This is a genomic window from Methylobacterium sp. E-066, assembly GCF_022829635.1.
Taxonomy (GTDB): Bacteria; Pseudomonadota; Alphaproteobacteria; order Rhizobiales; family Beijerinckiaceae; genus Methylobacterium.
This window is the reverse complement of record NZ_JAKSYO010000186.1, coordinates 1-23283: the sequence shown is the minus strand read 5'-3', so window position 1 is coordinate 23283 and position 23283 is coordinate 1. Positions and strand designations below refer to the sequence as shown.

General features: G+C 68.7%; 21 protein-coding genes. 10 read left to right on the top strand and 11 right to left on the bottom strand.

What is annotated here, in order from left to right:
• Position 1: 1 nt before the first annotated feature.
• Genes MKL20_RS27735 through MKL20_RS27705 form a run of 7 tightly spaced genes read right to left on the bottom strand, consistent with a single transcriptional unit; the run spans position 2 to position 6812 of the window.
• Positions 2–1084 carry a glycosyltransferase family 2 protein gene (locus MKL20_RS27735; protein ID WP_244039374.1) on the bottom strand — a complete coding sequence of 361 codons (1083 nt, stop codon included), beginning with the start codon at positions 1082–1084 and terminating at the stop codon, positions 2–4.
• A gap of 55 nt (positions 1085–1139) precedes the next feature.
• On the bottom strand, positions 1140–1976 hold the full coding sequence (locus MKL20_RS27730; protein WP_244039373.1) for a polysaccharide deacetylase family protein: 837 nt from the start codon (positions 1974–1976) through the stop codon (positions 1140–1142).
• A gap of 11 nt (positions 1977–1987) precedes the next feature.
• The gene (locus tag MKL20_RS27725) at positions 1988–3124 is read right to left on the bottom strand and encodes a DegT/DnrJ/EryC1/StrS family aminotransferase (protein WP_244039372.1); all 1137 of its coding nucleotides are present in this window, start codon (positions 3122–3124) and stop codon (positions 1988–1990) included.
• Positions 3121–4152, bottom strand: coding sequence for an SDR family NAD(P)-dependent oxidoreductase (locus MKL20_RS27720; RefSeq protein WP_244039371.1), 1032 nt, complete (start codon positions 4150–4152; stop codon positions 3121–3123). The genes MKL20_RS27725 and MKL20_RS27720 overlap by 4 nt, the downstream gene beginning before the upstream one ends.
• On the bottom strand, positions 4136–5251 hold the full coding sequence (locus MKL20_RS27715) for a DegT/DnrJ/EryC1/StrS family aminotransferase (RefSeq protein WP_244039370.1): 1116 nt from the start codon (positions 5249–5251) through the stop codon (positions 4136–4138). The genes MKL20_RS27720 and MKL20_RS27715 overlap by 17 nt, the downstream gene beginning before the upstream one ends.
• Complete coding sequence (locus MKL20_RS27710) at positions 5248–6276, bottom strand: Gfo/Idh/MocA family protein (RefSeq protein ID WP_244039369.1); 1029 nt, start codon at positions 6274–6276, stop codon at positions 5248–5250. The genes MKL20_RS27715 and MKL20_RS27710 overlap by 4 nt, the downstream gene beginning before the upstream one ends.
• Before the next feature lie 14 nt (positions 6277–6290).
• Positions 6291–6812: an acyltransferase gene (locus MKL20_RS27705; RefSeq protein ID WP_244039368.1), complete on the bottom strand. Its 522-nt coding sequence runs from the start codon at positions 6810–6812 to the stop codon at positions 6291–6293.
• 264 nt (positions 6813–7076) lie between these two features.
• On the opposite strand from MKL20_RS27705, the gene MKL20_RS27700 reads away from it, so the two are divergent.
• The 4 genes from MKL20_RS27700 to MKL20_RS27685 all read left to right on the top strand — a co-directional run bounded on the left by MKL20_RS27700 (position 7077) and on the right by MKL20_RS27685 (position 13998).
• Positions 7077–8423: a polysaccharide biosynthesis/export family protein gene (locus tag MKL20_RS27700; protein ID WP_244039367.1), complete on the top strand. Its 1347-nt coding sequence runs from the start codon at positions 7077–7079 to the stop codon at positions 8421–8423.
• Between the two features lie 40 nt (positions 8424–8463).
• Complete coding sequence (locus MKL20_RS27695; RefSeq protein WP_244039366.1) at positions 8464–10860, top strand: GumC family protein; 2397 nt, start codon at positions 8464–8466, stop codon at positions 10858–10860.
• 460 nt (positions 10861–11320) lie between these two features.
• Positions 11321–12484: a glucosyl transferase gene (locus MKL20_RS27690; RefSeq protein WP_244039365.1), complete on the top strand. Its 1164-nt coding sequence runs from the start codon at positions 11321–11323 to the stop codon at positions 12482–12484.
• 686 nt (positions 12485–13170) lie between these two features.
• Entirely contained in the window at positions 13171–13998 is an 828-nt protein-coding gene (locus MKL20_RS27685; RefSeq protein WP_244039364.1) for a LuxR C-terminal-related transcriptional regulator, read from the top strand.
• A gap of 143 nt (positions 13999–14141) precedes the next feature.
• Here MKL20_RS27685 and MKL20_RS27680 read toward each other — a convergent pair whose 3' ends face one another.
• Entirely contained in the window at positions 14142–15524 is a 1383-nt protein-coding gene (locus MKL20_RS27680) for a UDP-glucose dehydrogenase family protein (protein WP_244039363.1), read from the bottom strand.
• A gap of 344 nt (positions 15525–15868) precedes the next feature.
• Between MKL20_RS27680 and MKL20_RS27675 the strand changes: the two genes are divergently transcribed.
• Both MKL20_RS27675 and MKL20_RS27670 read left to right on the top strand, forming a co-directional pair.
• Entirely contained in the window at positions 15869–16090 is a 222-nt protein-coding gene (locus tag MKL20_RS27675) for a DUF6894 family protein (protein WP_243968426.1), read from the top strand.
• A gap of 70 nt (positions 16091–16160) precedes the next feature.
• Positions 16161–16388 carry a hypothetical protein gene (locus MKL20_RS27670; RefSeq protein ID WP_244039362.1) on the top strand — a complete coding sequence of 76 codons (228 nt, stop codon included), beginning with the start codon at positions 16161–16163 and terminating at the stop codon, positions 16386–16388.
• Between the two features lie 59 nt (positions 16389–16447).
• Here MKL20_RS27670 and MKL20_RS27665 read toward each other — a convergent pair whose 3' ends face one another.
• A complete protein-coding gene (locus MKL20_RS27665) occupies positions 16448–18145 on the bottom strand; it encodes a methyl-accepting chemotaxis protein (protein ID WP_244039361.1) in 1698 nt (565 codons plus the stop codon).
• 450 nt (positions 18146–18595) lie between these two features.
• Here MKL20_RS27665 and MKL20_RS27660 point away from each other — a divergent pair, with 450 nt between their 5' ends.
• Both MKL20_RS27660 and MKL20_RS27655 read left to right on the top strand, forming a co-directional pair.
• Positions 18596–18901, top strand: a complete 306-nt coding sequence (locus MKL20_RS27660) for a hypothetical protein (protein ID WP_244039360.1) — start codon at positions 18596–18598, stop codon at positions 18899–18901.
• Between the two features lie 241 nt (positions 18902–19142).
• Positions 19143–19451: a hypothetical protein gene (locus MKL20_RS27655; protein WP_244039359.1), complete on the top strand. Its 309-nt coding sequence runs from the start codon at positions 19143–19145 to the stop codon at positions 19449–19451.
• A gap of 21 nt (positions 19452–19472) precedes the next feature.
• On the opposite strand, the gene MKL20_RS27650 is transcribed toward MKL20_RS27655, so the two are convergent.
• Positions 19473–20498 carry a glycosyltransferase family 2 protein gene (locus MKL20_RS27650; protein WP_244039358.1) on the bottom strand — a complete coding sequence of 342 codons (1026 nt, stop codon included), beginning with the start codon at positions 20496–20498 and terminating at the stop codon, positions 19473–19475.
• Positions 20499–20698: 200 nt separating this feature from the next.
• On the opposite strand from MKL20_RS27650, the gene MKL20_RS27645 reads away from it, so the two are divergent.
• A complete protein-coding gene (locus MKL20_RS27645) occupies positions 20699–21544 on the top strand; it encodes a glycoside hydrolase family 16 protein (RefSeq protein WP_244039357.1) in 846 nt (281 codons plus the stop codon).
• A gap of 602 nt (positions 21545–22146) precedes the next feature.
• On the opposite strand, the gene MKL20_RS27640 is transcribed toward MKL20_RS27645, so the two are convergent.
• On the bottom strand, positions 22147–22884 hold the full coding sequence (locus tag MKL20_RS27640) for a sugar transferase (RefSeq protein ID WP_244039356.1): 738 nt from the start codon (positions 22882–22884) through the stop codon (positions 22147–22149).
• Positions 22885–23086: 202 nt separating this feature from the next.
• Here MKL20_RS27640 and MKL20_RS27635 point away from each other — a divergent pair, with 202 nt between their 5' ends.
• Entirely contained in the window at positions 23087–23239 is a 153-nt protein-coding gene (locus MKL20_RS27635) for a hypothetical protein (protein ID WP_244039355.1), read from the top strand.
• The last annotated feature ends 44 nt before the right edge of the window (positions 23240–23283 follow it).

The following is a 23283-nucleotide window of genomic DNA, read 5'->3' as shown; positions in this document are numbered from 1 at the left end:
CTCAGCGTGAGGCCGCCGGCTCGAACGGCCGCGAGTGATCCGCCCCGGCCTCGCGTCCAGGCCAGCGCCCGAACAGGCTGCCGTGCACGAACGGCGTGAACGGCCGGCGGCCCAGGCGTGTGCCGGCCCGGCCGCGCAGGCGGTCCAGGGCCGCCAGGACGCGCCGCGCCTGACAGCCCCACCAGGCCTTGCTGGTCCAGATCGTCGGCTCGATCGCGGTCGCGAAGGCGAGGCATTGCCGCATCGCCGCATCGTTCCCGCTCTCGCAGGCGAGCCCGGCGAGCCAGCAGGCCTCCCGGGCGAAGCGCGTCCGCATGTCCGCGACCCAGCCGCCGAAGCCCGGCAGATGCGCGCCGGCCGTCCGCTGGAGATGCTCGCAGGTCTCCAGCTGCTCGCGCAGATCGCTCAGCGGCCGGTCGATATAGGCCGACGACATGTTGCCGCCGTGCCAGCGGTAATAGGCCTGCGGCGCCTCGATCGCCGCGATGTCGTACCGGGTGGCGATGCGCATCCACATCTCGACGTCGCAGGTATGGGGGAATTGCGCGTCGTAGCCGCCGACATCCTTCTGCACGCGGGTCCGCACGAGCGCGGTCGGCGAGGCGACACCGTTCTTCCTCCGGCAGAAATCCTCGATGTATTGGGCGCCGGAGAAGGTCGCGTAGTCGAAGATCGTGGTGTCGGCGACGGCGAACTCGTCGTTGCGCTCGCCGAACACGACCGCGAGGCCGTAGGTCATCCCGACCTCGGGATGGCGCTCCATGACTGCGACCGCCCGGGCGAGCGCGCCCGGCGTCAGCGCGTCGTCGGCGGAGAGGACGAGGGTGTAATCCGCGCTCGCCCAGTCCATCACGCCGCGGTTGATGCTGCCGACCAGCCCGAGATTGCGTGGGTTGCGCGTGTACTGGATGCGCGGATCGGCGGCTGCGAGGCGCTGTGCGACCGCCGGCGTGTCGTCCGGCGAATGGTCATCGACGATCAGGATGCGAATCGCGACATCCCGCTGGCCGGTGACCGTCGCGACGCAATGTTCGAGATAGTGTCCGTAGTTGTAGCAGGGAATGACGACGTCGACGCCGGGCATGGCGTGGTTCTCCCGATGCTGCGAGCATGCTTCCCGAAGCGGACGCCGCGGCGCCTCACTCCTCCCAGGCGTCGAAGGCACCGTCCAGCAAGGCGCGGAACACCAGGGCGTCGTCGAATTGCGTGACGAAGGTCCGCGCGACGGTGCCCCGGGGCCGGGTCTTCTCGGCCTGGGCGTAGACGGTGCCGTAGCCGGCCTCCGAGGCGGCGCGGCCAGAAAACGCCGTCCAGTTCCGCGACTGTCCGAACGGGATCGCGAAGCTGTCGGGCGCGACCCCGAGCCGTGCCTGGATCAGCCGACGGGATTCCCCGAGCTCGGCCATCGCGGCGGCCTCGTCGAGACGGCCGAAATCCGGATGCGTCATCGAATGGCTGCCGAGATCGGCACCGGCGGCGACGAGCCGCTCGATATCGCGCCAGTTCAGGATCTGGTCGGTGCCGTCCCGCGTGGCCTCGTCGCACCACAGCGGAACCACGAAGAACGACCACGGGATGCCCCGCTCGGACAGGACCGGGAAGGCCCGGGTCAGGACGGACTTGAACCCGTCGTCGAAGGTGATGGCGAGGTCGGTGCGAGCCCCGCCGCCCCGGGCGATCTCGGCGGCGGGAACGAACCGGTAGCCGAGACGGAGGGCCTGATCGATCTGGAGCGCGAAGCGGTTCGGATCGACATCGTTGATCCCGCATTCGGGCTGCCCGAACGAGTGGTAGCAGAGGATCCGTCCGCCGGTCCGCGCGTGACGCCGGCCGCCGACGGCGAGCGCCTTGCGCTCGCAGGCGATCCGCACGGCGTTCACGCGCTGGCGATTCACCCCGCAGGCGCGGGCGAGGCGCCGCAGGACTTTGACGCCGGCAAAGCCGTGTCCGCGACCGAGGGAGAGGGACGAATCCATCGCGTTCGGCATCATCGCAGGGCGGCGCGCAGGCCGGCGACGACTTGGTCCTGCATCGCGTCGTCCATGCCGGCATAGAGCGGCAGCAGGAGCGCGTGGTCGCGCGCCCGCTCCGATTCCGGCAGGGCGAAGCGCCGGGGCGCCTCGGCGTAGGGCGGCTCCAGATGGGCGCACATGATGCCCCGGCGGGTGGCGATGCCCTGGTCGAGCATCGCCTGCATCACGGCGCCCTGGTCGGCCGTCTCCGGCAGGCGCACGCAGAAGCTCTGCCAGTTGCTGCGCGAGCCGATCGGCTCGGGCGGCGGCGTCACCTCCGGAAGGTCGGCGAGCCGCGCCTTGTAGCCGTCAGCCAGAGCACGCCGCCGGGCGATCAGTCCGGGCAGCCGGGTGAGCTGCGCGCGGCCGATGGCGGCCTGCACGTCGGTCATCCGGTAATTGTAGCCCGCGACCGTGTACGCCTCGGCGACCACCTTGGCGCTGCCGTGGCGCGCCACGTCGGACACGCTCATCCCGTGCTGGCGCCACAGCCTGAACTTGCGGTCCCAGTCGGGATTGGCCGTGGTGATCATGCCGCCGTCGCCGGTGGTCAGGACCTTGCGCGGATGGAACGAGAAGCAGGCGATGTCGCCGGCGGGCCCGCCGATCGGCCGCCAGACATCGCCCTGGAGCCGCTCGGAGCCGATCGCGCAGGCCGCGTCCTCGATGACCGGGATGCCGGAGCGGCGCCCGATCGCCACGATGGCCTCGAGGTCGCAGGGCATGCCCATCTGGTGGACGCAGACGATCGCCTTCGTCCGCTCGGTCACCGCCGCGGCGGCGGCCTCCGGGGCCATGTTGAAGGTCGCCGGGTCGATATCGACGAAGATCGGCGTGGCCCCGCACTGGGCGATGGCGTTGGCGGTGGCGATGAAGCTGTGGCTCACCGTCACCACCTCGTCGCCGGGTCCGACCCCGGCGGCCAGCAGCGCGAGATGCAGCGCGGTGGTGCAGTTCGAGACCGCGCAGGCATGGGGAGCGCCGACGAGCGCGGCGAATTCGGCCTCGAAGGCCGCGACCTGCGGCCCCTGGGTCAGCCAGCCGGAGCGAACCACGGCGGCGGCGGCCTCCGCCTCCGGCTCGCCGACATCGGGTTTCGCGATCGGGATCATGCGAGCGCCCGCCTCAGGTGATCCGAACCGGCCTCGTCGCTCCACCAGGCCACCAGGTCGGCGAGGCCCTCGGCCGCCCCGATCTCGGCCTCGAAACCGATCAGCTCCCGGGCGAGGCTGGTGTCGCACAGGCGCCGGGGCACCGGGTTCACGGCGCGCTCGGCCTCGTGGATGAGCGGGGTGCCGTCCCGGCCCATGATCCGGGTGAGATGGCCGGCGAGATCGACCAGGGAGGTCTCCACGCCGGTGCCGACATTGAGCACCACGTCGGTGGCCGGGGCGGTCGCCGACAGGATGTTGGCCCGGGCGATGTCGCGGACATGGACGAGGTCCATGGTCTGCAGGCCGTCGCCGAACACGATCGGGGACTGGCCCTCGGCCAGGCGCTGCATCCAGCGCACCATCACCTCGGTGTAGCGGCCGGTCAGGTCCATGCGCGGCCCGTAGGCGTTGAAGTAGCGCAGGGCGACGTAATCCAGCCCGTACATGTCGTTGAACGAGCGCAGCAGGCCCTCGCCGAAGGACTTGGCAGCCCCGTACAGTGTGCGGTTGTCGTAGGGGTGATTCTTCTCCGTGGTCGGGAAGCTCTCGGCCATGCCGTAGACCGAGGCCGAGGAGGCCATCACCACCTTGGCGACGCCGGCCTCGACGCAGCGCTCCAGCAGGTCGAAGGTCGCGGTCGCCATCACCTCGAAGGCCTGGCGGGGCTCGGCGGCGCATTGCGTAATCCGCAGGGCCGCCTGGTGGAACACCACGTCGGTGCCCTTGACCAGGCTGTCCATCAGGGCGCGGTCGCGGATATCGCCCTGCACCAGCCGGACACGGCCCGAGCCGAGGGCGTCCTTCAGGTTCTCGGGGCGCCCGCGCACCATGTTGTCGACGGCCACGATCTCGTCGCAGCCGGCCTCGACCAGCAGGTCGATGATGTGGGATCCGATGAAGCCGGATCCGCCGGTGACGAGGATCCGGGTCCCGCGCAGGTCGCCGCCGAAGCGGCTTCCCTTGGTAACCTCACGCAGCTTGGGCATCGGCGACCTCGCAGTAGCTCGAGACGGCCCGGCAGACGCTGTCGATCTGGCTGGTCGTCAGTTCCGGGAACATCGGCAGGGACAGGGTCCGGGCGGCCAGGCGCTCGGTGACCGGCAGGCGGCCGGTGCCGTCGTCGAGATGGCGGTAGGCGGGCTGCCTATGGACCGGGACGGGGTAGTGGATGCCGGTACTGATCCCGGCCTCGGTCAGGTGCTGGCGCAGGCCCTCGCGGTCGGGGGTGCTGACCGCGTAGACGTGGAAGGCGTGGTCGCGTCCGGCCGGACCCGGCAGGTCGAGACCGAGGCCCGCGAGCCGCGCGCCGTACTCGGCCGCCACCGCCTGCCGGGCCCGGGTCCAGCCCTCCAGATAGGGGAGCTTGGTGCCGAGCACCGCGCCCTGGACCCCATCCATGCGCAGGTTGAAACCGTGCCGGACGTGGTTGTACTTGCCCTGCTGGCCCCAGTCGCGCAGGCACCGCGCCGCCTCGGCGAGGTCGTCCCGGTCGGTGACGATGGCACCGCCCTCGCCGTAGGCGCCGAGATTCTTGCCGGGATAGAAGCTGAAGCAGCCGATATCTCCGATCGTGCCGGCCTTCCTGCCGCCGCGCTCGGCGAGATGCGCCTGGGCGGCGTCCTCGATCAGGGCGAGCCCGTGGCGCCGGGCGATGGCGCCGAGCGCGTCGAGATCCGCCATCCGGCCGTGCAGGTGCACCGGCAGGATCGCCTTGGTGCGGGGCGTGATCGCCGCCTCGACCAGGGCCGGATCCATGGTCCAGTTCACCGGGTCGATGTCGACGAGCACGGGCGTCGCGCCGGCGTAGAGCACGGCCGCGACCGTCGCCACAAAGGTCGCCGAGACCGTGATGACCTCGTCGCCCGGGCCGATATCCAGGGCCAGCAGCGCGAGGTGGAGCGCCGCGGTGCCGCTGCTGACGGCCACCGCGTGCTTGGCGCCGCAGGCCTTGGCGAAGGCCGCCTCGAAGGCGGTGACTGCCGGTCCGAGGACGAAGTCGCCGCTGCGCAGGACGTTGATGACGGCGGTTTCGACGTCGCCGCCGATGGCGGCATACTGCGCCTTAAGGTCGAGAAACGGGATCACGAGGCCCTCGCAAGTGGCATGAGGTCGATCGGGTGGCCGTTCTGGCGCAGGGAGCGCATCGCGGCCTCGAGCAGCTCGACCACGCGCAAGCCGCTGTGGCCGTCGGTCTTCGGCGCCTTGCCGGTGGCGATGCAGTCGACGAAATGCTCGATCTCGACGACGAGCGCCTCGCGGAAGGAGAGGTGCGGCGACCACATGTCCCCGGTCCGGTACGAGACCATCAGCTCGGTGATGTCCCCGGAGCCGTCGCCGACGGTGACGCCGCGGTCGTAGACCTTGATCTTCTCGATCGGGTCCAGGTCGTTGTAGACGATCATCTTCTTGCTGCCGCCGATCAGAGTCTGCCGGACCTTCACGGGGGCCAGCCAGTTGACGTTGATCTGCGCGACGACGCCGCGCGGGTAGAAGATCGTCAGGTGGGCCATGTTCTCGGGGCGGCCGCTGAAATGGCCGGTGCCGCTCGCCGAGATCGCCACCGGGGCGAGGTCCAGCACGTGGTCGAGGATCGCGAGATCGTGGACCGCGAGGTCCCAGATCACGTTCACGTCGCGCTGGAACAGGCCGAGATTCACCCGGGTCGAGTCGTAGTAGAACATGTCGCCGATGGCGTCGCTCGAGATGAGCTCATGGATCTTCTCGACCGCGCCCGTGTAGACGAAGGTGTGATCGACCATGAGGGTCAGGTTGCGCTTGGCCGCCTCCGCGATCAGCAGCCGGGCCTCGACGGCCGAGGACGTGATCGGCTTCTCGATGAAGACGTGCTTGCCGGCCCGGAGCGCGTTGATGGCGATCTCGAAATGCGAGCTCACCGGGGTCGCCACCATGACGGCGTCGATCTGCGGATCCGCGATGAGGTCGCGCCAATCCTGGTGAAGCTCCGCGGCGGGATAGCGCTTGCCCGCCCGGGCCAAAGCCGCGGGCGACTGGTCGGCGATGGCGGCGAGCCGGCACTGCTCGGTCTCCGACGTGCAGCGGGCCAGATTGGGCCCCCAATAGCCGTAGCCGACGATTCCGATGGCGATCATGTGCGTGTGTCCCCTCAAGCGATCTGCAGAGGCTTGGCCGCGGACGGCCGGCGGGATCGCGCGCGCTTCTGGCGCGTGTCGCCGATGACCCGGGCGGGGCATCCGGCCACGATGGCGTAGGGCGGGACGTCGCGGGTCACGACCGCGCCGGCGCCGACCAGGGCGCCCTCCCCGATGGTGATGCCGGCCACGATGGTGGCGTTGGAGCCGAGCGACGCACGGTCGCCGACGACGGTCTCGACCAGCTCCCAGTCGCCGTCGCGCTTCAGGCTGCCGTCTTCGTTGGTCGCCTCGGGGTAGCGCTCGTTGGTGAAGACCACGCCGTGGCCGACGAACACTTCCGCGCCGATGGAAACGCCCTCGCAGATGAAGGTGTGGGAGGAGATCTTGCAGCGGGGGCCGATGGTGCTGCCCCGCTGGATCTCGACGAACGGGCCGATGCGCGATCCGGTCTTTATTTCACATCCGTAAATATTAACGAGATCCGGGTAGAAAATACCCACATCCTGCTCAATATCCGCATCGGTAATCGGCATCCCCGTCGCTCCTTCTGCCGAACTTCTGTGCGGCAAAACTGCGCGGAGCTGTGGACGATCGGGAACCCAGGCTTTCGATATTGATGATCCCCCGAAAGGCGCACCGCCTTCGTCCCGGGCGGCCGAGCCCCGGGGGGCCTACCTCGAAAGAGGCAGAGACCGGCGCCGGGCGGTGCGGCCGGTGTCCTTTTGTACGAGTCCCGGCGAGCTCGGCCGCCGCGCATCATGCGGGATGACCTGCACCCGAGCATGAAGGGACGACGCGTGAAGACCTGGTCCCGTCCGGCCCGTTCCGAATTCTTCGCCGAAAATCCCGCCCGACGCGCGCCCTCGCTGCGACGGGTCTGCGCCGCGAGCGCGGCACTGCTGCTCGTCCTCGGCGCCCGCCCGGCTTTCGCCGAATACCGGATCGCGGCGGGCGACACCCTGGAGGTGACGGCGCTCAGCATTCCCGGATTCAAGCAGGAGGCGACGGTCGGGGTCGACGGCACCGTCATGGTGCCGCTGCTCGGCGACGTGCCGGCGGCCGGGCTGACCGTCGCGGAGCTGCGCAAGACCCTCCAGAAGTCGCTGCCGGCCAAGGCGGTGCGGCAGCGCAATACGGACGGGCGCGAATCGATCGCCGTGATCGAACCCGACGAGATCGGGGTGCGGATCGCGAAGTACCAGCCGGTCTACCTGAGCGGCGACGTGACCAAGCAGGGCGAGCACCCGTTCCACCCGGGCATGACTGTCCGGCAGGCGGTGGCGCTGGCCGGCGGCTACAACCTCCTGCGCTTCCGGATGGAGAACCCGGTGGTCGAGAGCGCCAACCTGCGCGCCGAATACGATGCGGTCTGGGGCAGCATCGCCCGGGAGAGCGCCAATGTCTGGCGGCTGAAGGCGATCATCGCGGGGGCGCGTCCCGACAAGGCGGCCCAGGCATCGCCGTCCGGCACGGAGGCGCCCCTGAACGTGCCGCCGTCCCGGGCCACCGTCGCGCAGAAGCTCGCCGAGCAGCAGCTGCGCGTGCAGATGACCGACATCGGCAAGGAGAAAGACCATCTGCAGCGCGCCCTCGTCCGCGCCCAGGGCCAGCTGGTCAGCCTGACCGAGCAGCAGGCCAAGGAGAAGGAGGGCGTCACCGCCGACGCCGACGAGTACGACGCGGTGCGCGCCCTGTTCCAGCGCGGCGCCGTGGTCACGACGCGCCTGACCGATGCCCGCCGGGCTGTGCTGCTGTCCTCGACCCGGGCACTTCAGACCACCGTCCAGGTGTCCCAGCTGGAGCGGGACAAGGGCGAGCTGACCCGCAAGCTCGAACGGGTTGACGACCAGCAGGCCCTGGACGCCATGGAGAAGCTGCAGGTCTCGGAAGACAACCTGACCGCGCTCCGCTCGCGCCTGAACAGCATCAACGACAAGCTGGTCTATACCGGCGCCCTGCGGACCCAGCTCCTGTCCGGCAACCGCGTGCGGGCGTCGATCGCCGTCTTCCGCCCCAACAAGACCACCCTGAACCTGACCGACGCGGCCGAGGATACGGAGCTTCAGCCGGGCGACGTCGTGGAGGTGGTGCTCAAGCCGGACCCCGCCCTGCGGGGGATCGGCGACGGCGCCGGCCAGAACTGACGCCGCCAGAATCGTGCTTCCGCCGCGTGAGGGAAGAGCCATGAACAGACACTCGACCAGCGCGTCCTTCCTGCGGGCCGATCCCATCGGCCCGGCGCGATCGTGGCGGGACGGGCCGCGCGCACCCGACGCCGAAGCCCAGGTCGCGATCCTGACGATCATACGGCGGAACTGGCGGTCGATCCTGGCGCTCAGCGGCGTCGGGCTCGTCGCGGCGATCATCTACGTCGCCACCGCGCCGTCGATCTACACCGCCAAGGCGCGGGTCTATATCGAGAGCCGCCCGAGTCCGGTCACCGCCCGCGACACCCCGGGCGGGGCGTCCCCCCTGGAGATCGCCGAGGTCGAGAGCCAGGTCGAGTATATCCGCTCGGAGAAGATCGCCCTGGCCGCCGTGCACCGGCTCGACCTGCCGCCAGCGCAGGAGCTGTCGGTGCCGCCGCATCCGCTGGTGGCGAAGGTCCGCGATGCGCTGGGTGCGGTCAAGCTGTTCGTCGGCCGCCTGATCGGCCTCTCGCCCGCCGCCAAGCCGCCTGTCGCGGCGAGCCCGGAGGAGCGCCAGGCCGGCATGGTGCGCGAGAACCTCGAAGCCTCCCGCATCGGCGCGGCCTACGTCATCGAGGTCGGCTACAGCCTCGACAATCCCGCGGCCGCCGCCGCCGTCGCGAACGCGGTGGCGGATGCCTACGTCGCCACCCAGCTGGAGAACCGGTCGCAGATCTGGAAGGTCGCCGGCGACTGGATCCTGCCGCGTCTAAAGGAACTCCAGCAGCGCGCCAGCGAGGCCTCCCGGGAGGCCCAGACCTACAAGGCCGAGCACGCGATCATCGATCTCGGCAAGCGCGGCCTGGTGGGCGAGCAGCAGCTCGAGGAGCTCAACACCGCGGTCGCCTCCGCCCGGTCCAAGACCGTGGACGCCCGCGCCACCCGCGACCAGATCCACCTGCTGCTCGCCTCCGACATCGCCGATCCGGGCATGACGGAGGCCTTCAAGGACACGGTGATCATCCAGCTGCGCAAGCAGTATGTCGACCTGGTGCAGCGCTCCGACGACCTGAAGCGCCGCCTCGGCCCCGATCATGCGGCGGTCCTGGCGATCCAGAAGGACGTGCTGGCGGCCAAGCAATCCCTGCGCGCCGAGCTGGAGCGCCTCGCCGCCTCGCTGGACCGCGACTATGAGGTCGCCAAGGCGCGCGAAGACAGCATGACGGCGTCCTTCGACGCGATGATCTCGAAGACGCTGGTGACCAGCAACGCCCGCGTGAAGGCCAAGGAGCTCGACCGGGCCGCCGAGACCTACGACCAGATCTACACGAACCTGCTCAGCCGCTACATCGACGCGGTCAACCAGCAATCCTACCCGCAGGCCTCCGCCCACGTGATCACCCCGGCGAGCGTCCCGGAGCGCCCGAGCGCGCCGCGCGGCGGCCTGATCGTGATGCTCGGGATGCTGGTCGGGGCCGGGATCGGGGTGAGCGGCGCCTTCGCGCGACACTGGTTCGACCGGACCCTGCGGGCGCCCGGGCAGCTCACCGGACAGGGCCTGTCCTGCCTGGCCGCGCTGCCCGAGCTGCGGCGCGAGCCCGGCTACCGGGCCGCCCTGTCACTGGCGCAGAACCATGCCAGCGAAGCCCTGCGCCCGGCGAGCGTCGAGGCGTTCAAGGCGAGCGCCGTGCGGTTCATGCCGCAATCGGTCTTCGTCGAGCGCCTGCACAGCCTGAAGACGCATCTGCTCGGCAACGACCGCCGCGGCCCGGTCTTCGCCATCGGGGTGACCTCGGTCGGCGCCGGCACCGGCAAGACCACCTTCGCGAGCAACTTCGCCCAGCTTCTGGGCCGGTCGCGCTCGGCCACGGCCAGCCGGATCCTGCTGATCGACGCCGACGTGCGGCAGGCGACCCTGTCGCAGATCAACCAGGCCGCCGGCCAGCCCGGGCTGCTCGACGTGCTCGCCGGCCGCTGCGGCACCGAGGAGGCGGTGCGGCACCCGCTCGGGGATGTCCGCCTGCTCACCTGCGGCAGCCTCCTCCCGGGCGATCCGCATTTCAGCGACCTGATGACCCCGGAGGCCATCGCCGGCCTAGTCCAGGACGAGCGCACCCATCTCGACCGGATCGTCGTCGACCTGCCGGCGGTGGACGAGCTCCCGACGCTCCGGCCGCTCCTCGACATGCTGGACGGGATGATCCTCGTGGCCGAGGCCGGCAAGACCAACATCGACGACGTGGTCGCCGCCGTCCAGGACCTCGAATCCGCCGGCTGCACCGTGTTGGGCGTCGTGCTCAACAAGACCAACACCACGCCGGCGGTCCGGCGCGGCACGATCGTGAACGCCCTGGTCCAGAGGGCCGCGGCCGCAGCGGCCCCGGCCCGGCTCGCCCGGTCCTGGCGGCGCCGGCCGGCCGCCGACGTCACGGATTCCGGGGCCTCCGCGTGACGGGGGTTCGCCGGTCGGATCGCCCAGGCGGACGGAAGAACCCGGCCGCCCCCACTCACGCCCCTCATCCTGAGGTGCTGCACAGCAGCCTCGAAGGAGGGCTCCAGAAGCCGCTGCGATCCCTGGAGGGCTCCTTCGAGGGCTCCGCTGCGCTCCGCCACCTCAGGATGAGGGGGATGGGTGGGAGACGCGTCGGCAGCTGCGGAGCGCGACAGGCCCCCTCTCCCGTGCGGGAGAGGGTTGGGGTGAGGGACCAGGTTTTTCCGGACAGGTCGCACCCCTCACCCTGTCCCTCTCCCGCACGGGAGAGGGGACCCGCCCCTTGTCGTGGAGCGCGAGCCCGTCCGTGGCCGCTCCAGCGTTCGTCTCATCGCCGTTCGAAGGGCGGCCGACCGACAGCCTCACACCCTCTCACGATCAGGGGGATGGCTGCGAGACCCGGCAGCGGGTGCGCCAAGCCATGATGCAGACCCACCCCGAAACCGCAGTGCTCGGCCGGGTCGCCTTCTTCGGCCATGACCGGATCGAGCCGACCATCCGGAAACGCGTCGGCGCCATCCGGGAATCCGGCTGGTCGGTGGTCGAATACATGTTCGTGCGCGCCAGGACCGGCCTCGCCGATCCCGCGCGCACCAGCGACACCGTTTCCCTCGGGCAGACCGTGGACCGGCATTACGGCCGGCGGCTGCCGGTGCTCGCGCTCGGGATCGTCCGGGCGCTGACGCGCTGGCGCGACCTGCGCGCCGCCGACGTGGTCTATGTCCGCAACCTCGACATGGCCCTGGTCGCCTGGGCCTCGGCCCGTCTCGCGGGCAGCCGCGCGCCGCTGGTCTACGAGGTGCTCGACATCCAGCGGCTGATGGTGCGCCGAGACAGGGTCGGGCGGATCGCCCGGGCGGTCGAGCGCTGGATCCTGCGCCGCAGCGCGCTCCTCGTCGTCAGCGCGCCGGATTTCGTGACCCGCTATTTCGAGCCGGTCCAGGGTTTTTCCGGCCCGTGGCACCTACTCGAGAACAAGGTGATGGCCCACCGCCTCGCCGAGGTGGCGCACCGGCTCGATCGCGGCCGCGTCGCCGGACCGCCCTGGGTGATCGGCTGGTTCGGCACGCTGCGCTGCCGCCGGAGCCTGACGATGCTCGCGGCGATCGCGCGGGCGCTCGACAATTCGGTGCGGATCGTCATCGCGGGCCGGCTCTCGGAGGAGGATATCGACCCGGAGGTTTTCGCCGCGACGCTGAGCCGGCATCCGAACATGACGTTTCGCGGCCCCTACGCCAATCCCGGTGAGCTGCCCGACATCTATGGCGGCGTCCACTTCAGTTGGGCGGTCGATTACTTGGATGACGGCCTGAATTCGGACTGGCTGCTGCCGAACCGGCTCTACGAGGGCGGGTTGTGCGGGGCTCTGACGCTGGCGCGCGCCGAGACCGCCACCGGCCGCTACGCCGAGGCCGAGGGGGTCGGCTGGGCCTTCCCGGAACCGCTGGAGGACTCGGTGATCGCGTTCCTGCGCACTCTCGACGGCGCGACCTACGCGCAGAGGCAGAACGGCCTCCTCGCCTGCGAGACCTCGAAATTCGTGGACGACCACGGCATGCGGGACCTGCTGGCGCGGATCGCGTGATCGGCTGGTCGGCAGGCGGCGAATCAGTTGCCCGCGGATCCGTCCGGCGCGCCCGCCGGACCGCGATTCGCCGACGATTCGCCCCGCTCGGGCCGTCACGAAGCCCGGGACCGTCGAGGCGTCCGAAAAATCAGTCCCTATAGACCCTCTATTTTGCCAAAACTGTTTTTCAGGCGGCTGATCGCTCACGTGCGTGACGCGCGTGCGAATCGAATTTGAACCGGCAAACTAGACCGACGAATACCGGTTTCAATAACTGAATTCGACCCTGGGAACGTCCGCTCGCACGGATGAAAACACCGGGGCCGCAGGTTTCATATTACGGGCCACTAAAACTTCAGCTCGATCGCTCCGATACCGGCGCAATGGCCTGGCGAACAGTCGCACACATGAAAAGACCTGGCGAATGCCGGCAAGATCTTTCAGTGACGCCGGCGCCGATTGGACGACACGCTACGTACGTAGTTCGTAACTGAATTAACCTGCGTAGAAATTTAATCAAACAGACGCCGATAGGGTATTTACAGCGGATTTTACGAAAGTTAGCATTATATCCGCGGTCATCGAGAGCCATCCAATAAGGCTCCGGACGGACCGCAATCCGCCAGTGTCACGCCGATGGCGAGTTCATTGGGTTCCTACGCCCTCGTCTGACAATGGGCTCCTGCGAAAGGGGGTAACTTCTTATGGCCAGTCTTGGTACTCGAGACGAACGCGTCATCGTTGAGCGGGATAGTCTCCAAAGCCGCAACGGCTTTTCGGGCGCCCATGGCGGTGACGGTCCGGCCGTCATCGAGCAGCGGGACCCGACCCTGGCCCGCACGAACCGCATCGTGATCATCGATCGGCGGCAGCTGGTCGGTCGATGCCTGGCGGCGTCCCTCCGGGAAGCCGACAAGGATACGGTGTTCGAGGTCTTCCCGGACATCGAGAGCTGGAAGCGTCAGACACCGTTCGCGGCCGCCAACGTGGTGGTGCTGTGCCGGCCGGACGGCAACCTCTCGGAGACCGAGTGGGCCGAGATCACCCGGGAGCTGGCGCTGCTGCAGGGCGAGGCCGACGCCCCGCCGGTGGCGGTCATCTCGGACGGGGAGAACCTCGACCAGATCGTGCGGACCATCAAGCTCGGGGTGAAGGGCTACATCCCGACCACGACCTCCGTCGACATCGCGCTGCAGGCGCTCCAGCTCGTCCAGGCGGGCGGCGTCTACATCCCGGCGGAATGCCTGTTCCCGCTCCTCGCCAGCATCAAGGTCGAGGAGCCGGTCGAAGCCTGCGAGGACGAGATCTTCTCCCCCCGCCAGCTCTGCGTCGCCCGGGCTTTGCGCAAGGGCACGCCGAACAAGATCATCGCCTACGAACTCAACATGTGCGAGAGCACCGTGAAGGTTCACGTCCGCAACATCATGAAGAAGTTGAAGGCGAAGAACCGCACCGAGGTCGCGTACCTGACCAACAAGTACTTCCTGCGCGAGGATTCGAGCCTGGCCAGCGTGAAGGCCCCGGCGGCCTGAGCGTCGTCCGACCAAGACCCGTACGACACAAAGCCGTGCCCGATCCGCTGTGATCGGGCACGGCTTTGTCGTTGTGTGCTGCATGGACACCCGCTGCCGGGGCCTCGCCCCGATCGCCCGATCCGGCGACCAGGGCGGGCGTTTCAGCCGGCGGCGAGGAGCGACCGGACCGTCGCTTCGGACGACGTCGCCGGCCGGGCGGACTCCCGATCGAAAGCCGGCTCCTCGGGGCGGCCGACGCTGCTGTAGGAAAACCCGTGGAGCCGGGCCTCCTCGGGCCGGTAGACGTTGCGCAGGTCCACCAGGATCGGCGCCCGCATCGTGGCGCGCAGCCGCGCCAGGTCCAGCGCCCGGAAGGCGTTCCACTCGGTGACGATCACCAGGGCATCCGCGCCCTCCGCGCAACCGTAGGGATCCTGCGCGAAATCGACCCCGGGCAGGAGCGGCCGGGCCTGGTCCATCCCCTCCGGGTCGTAGGCGCGGACCTGGGCGCCGGCATCCTGCAGGCCGGTCACGATCGCCAGCGACGGCGCGTCACGCATGTCGTCGGTGTTCGGCTTGAAGGTCAGGCCCAGCACCGCGATCGTCTTGCCGCGCACCCCGCCGCAGGCCCGGATCACCTTGCGGGCCATGCCGCGTTTGCGCTGGTCGTTGACCGCCACCACGGTCTCGACTAGCCGCAGGGGCGTCCCGGCGTCCTGGGCGGTCTTGACCAGGGCCAGCGTATCTTTCGGGAAGCACGAGCCACCATAGCCCGGCCCAGCGTGCAAGAACTTGCCGCCGATCCGGTTGTCGAGGCCGATGCCGCGGGCGACCTGCTGGACGTCGGCGCCGACCTGCTCGCACAGATCCGCGATCTCGTTGATGAAGGTGATCTTGGCGGCCAGGAACGCGTTGGCGGCGTACTTGGTCAGCTCCGCGGTGCGCCGTGAGGTGACCAGGATCGGCGCCTCGTTGAGGTAGAGCGGCCGGTAGACCTCGCGCATCACCGCCTCGGCGCGGGGGTCCTCGCTGCCGACCACGATCCGGTCCGGACGCTTGAAGTCGGCGATCGCGGCGCCCTCGCGTAAAAATTCCGGGTTCGACACCACGGCGAAGTCGGCATCGGGCCGCAATTCGCGGATGATGCGCTCGACCTCGTCGCCGGTGCCCACCGGCACGGTCGACTTGGTCACCACCACGGTGAAGCGGGTCAGCGCCCGGGCGATGCTGCGGGCCGCCTGATAGACGTAGGACAGGTCGGCGAAGCCGTCGCCCCGGCGGGACGGCGTGCCCACCGCGATGAACACCGCGTCGGCCTCCGCGACCGCCGCCTCCAGCTCGGCGACGAAGGACAGCCGGCCCTGGCGGACGTTCTCGGCCACCAGCGCGCCGAGTTCCGGCTCGAAGATCGGGATCTGCCCGGCATTCAGCGCGTCGATCCGGTCGCGATTGCTGTCGACGCACACGACGCTGTGGCCGAAATCGGCCAGGCACGCCCCGGAGACCAGCCCGACATAGCCCGACCCGACCATCGTGATGTTCATGCTCGCCTTGTCCTTGCCTCGTCGCACCGCGACCGCCTGGATGCCCCGCTCTACGGCGAGGCCATCGCGGCGGCACCTCAGGAACAAGGCGTAGGGGCGGTCGGCGGGACGGGGTAGGGCACTGGCGCGATCCGGCAGAGCGGCCCGGACGCCCCGAATACCGGCCGGATACCTCGCAGGGCTTAGGCCCCGGGAATCCCGCATTGTTCCTGACGCCTGCGTGAGATCAACCAGCCTAAAAGCTAAGTCTTTTTCTCTCCTTTTAGGGCTGGATGTCGGAGGGTTTAGGCGGGCAGGATCGTCAGGCCGAACTCGCTCGGGGACTTTGGCCAAGGAGAGTCCATTTGGCCGCGCGTTTCTACTTCGAGCTGGCGAACGCGGAGATCACGCTCCACGATACGACCGGCGTCGAGGCCGCTGACTTGGCGGAGGCCCTGTTCGAGGCGCGCAGCGTCATCGCCGAGATGGCCGACGAGATCGCCGAGGAGCCTGCGGGACCGCCCTGGACCCTGCTCGTGCGCGACGAGGCCGGATGGCTCGTCGGACGCCTCCCCGTCCGGAAATGAGCACCCCGCGGTTTACCAGTTGTTAACCCTTCGTTCGGAGGATCGGGCGAGCCTTCGATCGCGAGCAGCCATGGCCAGACCGACTTCGTCGTCCCCGCAGGATCTGCACGCCGCGGCGCTGGCGGATGCCACCGCCACCGACATGGCCGGCGCCGCCCAGGCCCTGGCCCGCGCCGGCGATTCCGAGACCGCCGAGGTGCTCCGCACGATGGCCCGGCACAACCGGATCGTGGCGCTCAAGCTCCGGGCGATGCAGGGCCTCACGCAGGACCGGATGGGCTTGGCGCGGATTTTCTGATTGCGGAAACCCGGGGTCTTCCGGGCCCGGACGACCGTCGCGATCGCACTCCAACCCCCTCACGCCGCACGCATCGTCGCCAGGAAGCGATCGACCTCGGCCGAGAGGCGCTCCGACTGGTGCGACAGGCCGGTGGCCGCCGAGAGGACGTTGCCGGCCGCTGCGCCGGTCTGCTCGGAGGCGTCCGCGACCCCGACGATGTTGCCCGTCACTTCCTTGGTCCCGGCAGTCGCCTGAGCGATGTTGCGCACGATCTCCTGCGTCGCCGCCCCCTGCTGCTCCACCGCCGCGGCGATCGAGCTGGCGACCCCGTTGATCTCGCGGATCCGGTTCGTGATCGTGCCGATCGCGCCCACCGCCTCGCCCGTCACCCCCTGGATGCGGCCGATCTGACCGGCGATTTCTTCGGTGGCCTTGGCGGTCTGGCCGGCCAGTTCCTTGACCTCGCTCGCCACCACGGCGAAGCCGCGCCCGGCATCGCCGGCGCGGGCCGCCTCGATCGTGGCGTTCAGCGCCAGCAGGTTGGTCTGCGCCGCGATGGCCGAGATCATCTGCACCACGTCGCCGATCCGGTTGGCCGCCGCGCTCAGCTCGGCCACCAGGGCGGCGGTCTGGTCGGCCTCGCCGACCGCTCGTTGGGCTAGGTCGGTCGAGCCCTGCACCTGCCGGCCGATTTCCTGGATGGAGCTGCCGAGTTCTTCGGTGGCGGCCGCGACCGTATTAACGTTGACCGCGGCCTCCTCGGCCGCCGTCGCCACCGCGCCGGATTGGGTGCCGGCCTCCTGGGCGATGTCCGTCATCACACGGGCGGTGGCCTGCAGCTCGGTCGCCGAAGACGCGACCTGCTCGACGATGCCGGCGACCGCCTGCTCGAAGCTCTGGGCCAGTTCCAGCCGGACGCGCCTGCGCTCGGCGGAGGCGGCGGCCTCGACGGCCCGCTTGCGCTCGGCCTCCTCGGCGGCGCTGCGGGCGACGCTCGCCTTGATGCCCTCGACCGCGCGCCCGACCGCGCCGATCTCGTCGCCACGCCGCGCCTCCGTGATGGTGGCATCGATCTCGCCCTTCGCCATGCGCTGCAGGACGGTGACGAGGCTGCCGAGCGGCCGCGTCACGCCGAACACGATGATGACGGCCGAGAGCGCGAGGGCGATGAGCAGGCCTGCCGCCGCGGAACCGATCAGGACCAGCCGGGCCTGCGCGGCCGCCGCTTCCGTCGCTTTCTTCCCGTCGGCGAGCCGCGCGTCGACCCGATCCTCGTAGATCCGCGCCGTCTGTTCAAAGCGCTTCGCGATCTCGCGGCTCGCTACCATGGCCAGTTGGGTCGCGGCGGCGCGATCCTTCCCAAGGGCGAGGGCATTGGATTTGTCGAGGACGCCGTAATAGTCACGCGTGATCTTGCCGATATCGATCAGCAGATCGCGGACCTCCTGCTTCAATGCACCGGCGGCGAGGCTCTCGATATTGTCGGCCGTGCGCTTCACCGAGTCACGAAAGGCTTTCTCGAACTCCGGGAGTTCGCTCTCCGGCTGACCGATGAGAATGTTGCGGTTCATCAGACCGGCCGTCTGGAAATCCTGGCGCACCTGCGCGAACGCCTCCAAGCGCGCGACGTAATAATCGACCAGGACGTGATTCCGTTCCGTAATGTCACCCAACATACTGAGTGTGTAATAGATCGTTCCTGCACTCACGAGTGCCATGATAAGAATCGGCAAGGACATCTTGTATGCAATTTTGCATTTTTCTAGGATCAACATAGAAGATTTCTTTTCCAGACACCGATGCCACTAGACTACAATCCCACCATAACGTTAATCAAGTGGCTTGACATGAGAATTTGTCTTAGCTAATGCTTTGTCGGCCCTACACTAGAACATGTTCTGGCTATTTGTCACAGTATAGAGATACCACTTATAGATGGATATTCGATCGCAGCCCAATTTATCGAAGAATCCTGATGACGGTTCACGCCTGGCAGGGCCGGAAATCTCATGTTCCAATGCTCGGCCGATCGACGCCCCTTGAGAGACGGGTCTCAAGTCTCGATCCGATACATTGCCGCGACTGGATCAATATCCGCCTCGCATGCGGCCGCTAAACAGCTGGAAACTCAATAAAAATATGGAGGCAATCGTTTTTCTTGATTGTCCGAGACCGAACAGACTGATAGATTTGCAACATAGCGCTTGACAGGGAATTCACCCGCCGTGCCCTCCACACAGAGCGAGACCAGCGAACTGAGCGCAAGTCTGGCGCTCGATATGGTCGGCCGCGCCTATCTCGCTCTGGCGCTCCTCTACGAGACCGCGCATCCGGGCGAGTTCGAGGGCGTCCAGCAGAAGATCCGCGCGTTCGTCGAGGACAATTTCCGCATCATCCAGGAGACCAGCGGCCGCGAAATGCTTGCCGCCGGGACGGTCGAGGGCGCGGCCCATCTTGTGAACAGCGTCCTGGTCGAGGTCGAGAACAAGATCGCCACCATGATCCGGCCAAGCCGATACATGCAGGGCTGAGGTCGGCGCGCGGAGTAGAGCCGTCCCCAATCGCGGTGCGCTCGCTGACGCCGAACCGGTCTCCACTTCGGCGGCGAGCGCTCTAACGCCGCCAAAGACCCGACTGTTGCCGTTGAGCCATGAGCCCGTGATAAATGTCGCGCCGCGCATCGGCGATGACAATTGCCATGACGGGAAGCGTCGACAGTGTTGATAAGGCATGTTACGCCCCAATAAGGGCGGAAACTAGTTTATCGACACGATGAAGAGCATCGAAGATTGCGACCGGGGCTCGCACAGCGCGGATGTTGCACTGGAGGTTTTGGTGCGCGCCTACCATGCCTTGGCCGTGGTCTATGAGCTTTCGAATCCCGGGGCCTACTTGGCGCTTCATGGGAAGATGATGCCGTATCTGTTGGACAGCTTCCGTGACCCGCAAGCCGCGCAGTCCGGCGATCCTCAGATCACCGACTTGTTCAGTGCCGCGCTGGAGCGGGTGCGCTGCGCACTCGACGACGTCCAATGCGACGTGTCTGCCGTCCGGACGCGGAACGGCGCGCGCGAGCTCTGACGAACCCGGCCGGCCGCGCGCTTATCGCGCCGGTCGCAAAAACTGGCCCGGCCCGAGCAGGAGACGCGGCGGCGCATCTCCCTCCGGAACGCGGGTCGGACCGAACCGCGCCAGCTTGGCATCCAGGGTCTCGGACAGGATATACTGCCACGCTCGGGGCGCTTGGAGCAATTCACGCACCGCCGCCGCGTAGCCGTGCGAGCGCCGGCGGTCGAGGACGCGCCGGTGCTGCCATTTCCGCATCGTGGCGTCGCGATGGGCCCGCAGGGCCTTACGGGCCGCCGGGGTGAGCCCCGACCGGGCGAGCATCGCGTCGTCGAAGGTGATGATCGCCCCCAGGTCGTCGGTCCGATGCTGCGCGCTCAGCGAATCCGCGCGCTCGATCGCCACATAGCCGCAAGGCGCCGTCACGGCGAACACGGCGCCCGCCGCCAGGGCCTCGACATAGAGGGCGTAATCCTCGCCGAGCCGCAGCCGCTCGTCGTAGCGCAGGCCGTGGCGCTGCAGGAACGACCGCCGCATGATCGGCTTCAGGAACCCGAGTTCCCGCCGGTGCTCGCCCGCGCGTCCGATGTTGCCGGAGACGAAGGCCTCCAGCGAGAGACGCTGCGGCTGGCCGGGCCCGGTCACCAGACCGGCGACGGTGGCGGCGGCGTTGCCCCGGACCAGGACGATGTCGTCGGCGATCAGGTCCCAGGTGCGGGGGGCGGCCAGGAGCCGGCCCAGGCGCCCGTCCAAGAAATAATCGTCGGCGTCGAGGACGCAGAGCAGCCGCGCGGTCGCGACCGTCAGCGCCGCGTTACGGGCCGCCGCTGGCCCGGCATTACGCGTCAGCCGCAGCAGCTTCAGCCGGCCGGAGCCGTCGCCGGCGGCTTCGGCCGCGGCGCTGGTCCGGTCCGTGGAGGCGTCGTCGACGACGATGACCTCCGCGACCTCCGGCTGCCGGAGTGCCGAGGCGACCGCGGTCGCGATGGTGGCCTCGGCGTTGCGCGCCGCGATGATGACGCAGACATCCGCTCCGTCGGTCTGGGCCTGGACGCTTCGCACCGGACGACTCCAAAACGCCTTCGGCCGGCGGGGCCGGACGACCATCCCGCACGCTAGGCGGCCTGCGCGCGGGACGCGAGATCGTCCAAAAGGAGGGCTCTGGCGCCGGATCCGTTCGTCCGAAAGATCACGGCCCGACCGGTCGATCGCGCCGATACTCCCCTCGGATGCCCTGCTTTGGCTCAGGCGAGGATGTGAGCATGACGAGACCGCGCCGCCCGATCCGCCGCGCCTGCCTGGCGACGGCCCTGCTGCTGCCGGTTGTGCCGGTCCTGCCGGCCGCAGCCGACGACAAGGCCGCCCAACCCGCCGGCGACGCGCCGGCCTTCCGGGGCGGCGGCTCCTTCGTGGAGACGTTTTCCACCCTCGGTGACCGGCGGTGGTACATCTCCGACGGCTGGGTCAACGGCGACTTCCAGAACTGCACGTGGTCGCGCCAGCGCGTCCAGATCCCGACCTCCGGGGAACTGACCCTCACCCTGGCCGACAGCCCCTACAAGGACCGCCCGTTCAGCTGCGCCGAGATCCAGACCAAGGAGCGCTACGGCTACGGCACCTATGAGGTCCGGATGCGGGCGGGCGCGGCCTCCGGGCTCGTCTCGGCGTTCTTCACCTATAACGGCCCGGAGGACGGCGACCGCCGGACGAACGACGAGATCGATTTCGAGTTCCTGGGCAAGGACACGAAGGGCGTCCAGCTCAACTACTTCACCGGCGGCACCGGCCAGCACGAGACCATCGAGAACCTCGGCTTCGACGCCGCGACGACCATGGCCGATTACGCGCTGGAATGGCTGCCCGACCGGATCCGCTGGTCCGTCAACGGCCGGCTGCTGCGCGAGGTGCGGGCCCTGCCCGACAAGCCGATCCCGTCGCATCCCGGCAAGATCATGCTCAGCCTGTGGATGGGCCAGGGCGCGGACTTCGTCTCCTGGCTCGGGCCGGCCAGCTACCCGGGCCGGCCGATCACCGCCACCTTCGAGCGCGTCGCCTTCACCAAGCTGGGCGATCCCTGCGGCTTCAAGGGCTCGATCGTCTGCCGGTAGGGCCGTTTCCGATCGCGTCGCGACACGGTTACACGACAGGGGCTGGCTTCGTCTTGATCGGCGCCCGTCCAATCCAACCCCCTCAGCCTGAAGCGGCGGCGCGCAACGGCGCCCTCGAAGGAGCCTTCCAGGGATCGCGAGCAGACTGGAGGGCTCCTTCGAGGCTCGCTGCGCTCGCGCCTCAGGATGAGGGGGGGGTGGTTGGATGATCGTCGATCAGGACCGGATCGACGGTTGTATCCGCTCAGCCGACCGCCCAAGGCAGCGTCGTGCACCGCGGCGTTGCGATGGGGAATGGCTCTGAGGCCTTCTGAACGCGCTCGCTGACGCCGAACCGGTATCCATTTCGGCGGCGCGCGCTTTTGGGCCGTCATCATGCGGGTGCCCAGGCTCCCGGTGCGTCCTGAGCCCGGGATTATCGAGACGGTAACGGTCCGTTAACCATTTCCCCGGCAGGCTAAGGCTCGCGGTCACTGCGGGGCCAAACGATGTCCGGGATCAGCCTTCTCGTCGCGCTGTATGCGGTCGGCTTCTTCGAGTTCTGGCGCCTGTGCCTCGTGGCGCCCTTGGAGAACGACGACCCGGCCTGACGGCCGCACGCGTCAGCGGCTGCCACGCTGGCGCAAGACAGCCGGCACCGTGCGCAGCATGATCGCGAGATCCCGGCGCAGGCTCCAGCGACTGGCATAGTCCAGGTCCAGCGCCACGCGCTCGGCATAGGTGGTGTCGCTGCGCCCCGAGACCTGCCACAGCCCGGTCAGGCCGGGCGGGACCGAGAAGCAGGCCGCGAACGCCGTGCCGTAGCGAGCGACCTCGCCCTGCACGATCGGGCGCGGCCCGACCAAGCTCATCTCGCCGCGCAACACGTTCCAGAGCTGCGGCAACTCGTCGAGCGAGGTCTTGCGCAGCACCTGACCGAGGGTCGTCACCCGGGGATCCCGGGTGAGCTTGTGCGTCGCCTCCCACTCGACCCGGGCCTGCGGGTGCGCTGCGAGATACCCGGCCAGGATCACGTCGGCGTCCGGGACCATCGAGCGGAACTTCAGGCACCCGAACGGACGTCCGTGCCGGCCGAGCCGCACGTGCCGGAAGATCGGCGCCCGGCCGTCGCTGGCCCAGATCAGCACGGCGATGAGCAGCAGCAGCGGCAGCAGCAGACACAGGGCCGTCAACGCCACCGCGGTATCGAGCCCCCGCTTCGTCGTCCAGCCGAGCCGGAGCCCGATTCGCGCGGGAGAGGCGGTCGGCAATGTCTTGACCAACGCTTCGTTGATCGTCTCGACCATATGGTGCGGCGACGACGGGGTGATGGAGGTGGGGGTTCCAACCGGACGCAGCATGGCGGCGGCTCCTCACTCGGTGCGAAAGGTGCAAGAGACGGTGCGAGATGTGATCAAAACCCGGGGCTCCGCGCGGCCGGACAGGACGCCGCCCGAATCAGGAAAATATTTATCGCCCGAATGCTTGGAGATGTTGGCGCACCTGCAAACATGCGAGATACAGAAACGACGAGACGGCCGAATCATCAGTGGAGGTAAGTAATTGCTGGTCCTACTGGTCTTCGCCGCTCTGATCGGGGGCGCGATCGGCTTTGCCGTGGGCCTGCTGCAGGGTTGGCTGGCCGCGCTGCTGGCGGCCCAGGCCGGCGCCGCATTCGCCGTGGGATTGGTCGTCTTGCTCGGGATGCGGCGGTGAGCGTCTCGAAGCGGCCGGACCGTGCGTCCGCGTATCGTGCAGAG

What these genes read in the sequence shown, in the direction of transcription:
- MKL20_RS27735 (WP_244039374.1), bottom strand. Translation starts at nt 1,084, where the DNA reads ATGCCCGGCGTCGACGTCGTCATTCCCTGCTACAACTACGGACACTAT.
- MKL20_RS27730 (WP_244039373.1), bottom strand. Translation starts at nt 1,976, where the DNA reads ATGGATTCGTCCCTCTCCCTCGGTCGCGGACACGGCTTTGCCGGCGTC.
- MKL20_RS27725 (WP_244039372.1), bottom strand. Translation starts at nt 3,124, where the DNA reads ATGATCCCGATCGCGAAACCCGATGTCGGCGAGCCGGAGGCGGAGGCC.
- MKL20_RS27720 (WP_244039371.1), bottom strand. Translation starts at nt 4,152, where the DNA reads ATGCCCAAGCTGCGTGAGGTTACCAAGGGAAGCCGCTTCGGCGGCGAC.
- MKL20_RS27710 (WP_244039369.1), bottom strand. Translation starts at nt 6,276, where the DNA reads ATGATCGCCATCGGAATCGTCGGCTACGGCTATTGGGGGCCCAATCTG.
- MKL20_RS27705 (WP_244039368.1), bottom strand. Translation starts at nt 6,812, where the DNA reads ATGCCGATTACCGATGCGGATATTGAGCAGGATGTGGGTATTTTCTAC.
- MKL20_RS27695 (WP_244039366.1), top strand. Translation starts at nt 8,464, where the DNA reads ATGAACAGACACTCGACCAGCGCGTCCTTCCTGCGGGCCGATCCCATC.
- MKL20_RS27690 (WP_244039365.1), top strand. Translation starts at nt 11,321, where the DNA reads ATGATGCAGACCCACCCCGAAACCGCAGTGCTCGGCCGGGTCGCCTTC.
- MKL20_RS27685 (WP_244039364.1), top strand. Translation starts at nt 13,171, where the DNA reads ATGGCCAGTCTTGGTACTCGAGACGAACGCGTCATCGTTGAGCGGGAT.
- MKL20_RS27680 (WP_244039363.1), bottom strand. Translation starts at nt 15,524, where the DNA reads ATGAACATCACGATGGTCGGGTCGGGCTATGTCGGGCTGGTCTCCGGG.
- MKL20_RS27670 (WP_244039362.1), top strand. Translation starts at nt 16,161, where the DNA reads ATGGCCAGACCGACTTCGTCGTCCCCGCAGGATCTGCACGCCGCGGCG.
- MKL20_RS27665 (WP_244039361.1), bottom strand. Translation starts at nt 18,145, where the DNA reads ATGTTGATCCTAGAAAAATGCAAAATTGCATACAAGATGTCCTTGCCG.
- MKL20_RS27655 (WP_244039359.1), top strand. Translation starts at nt 19,143, where the DNA reads ATGAAGAGCATCGAAGATTGCGACCGGGGCTCGCACAGCGCGGATGTT.
- MKL20_RS27645 (WP_244039357.1), top strand. Translation starts at nt 20,699, where the DNA reads ATGACGAGACCGCGCCGCCCGATCCGCCGCGCCTGCCTGGCGACGGCC.
- MKL20_RS27640 (WP_244039356.1), bottom strand. Translation starts at nt 22,884, where the DNA reads ATGCTGCGTCCGGTTGGAACCCCCACCTCCATCACCCCGTCGTCGCCG.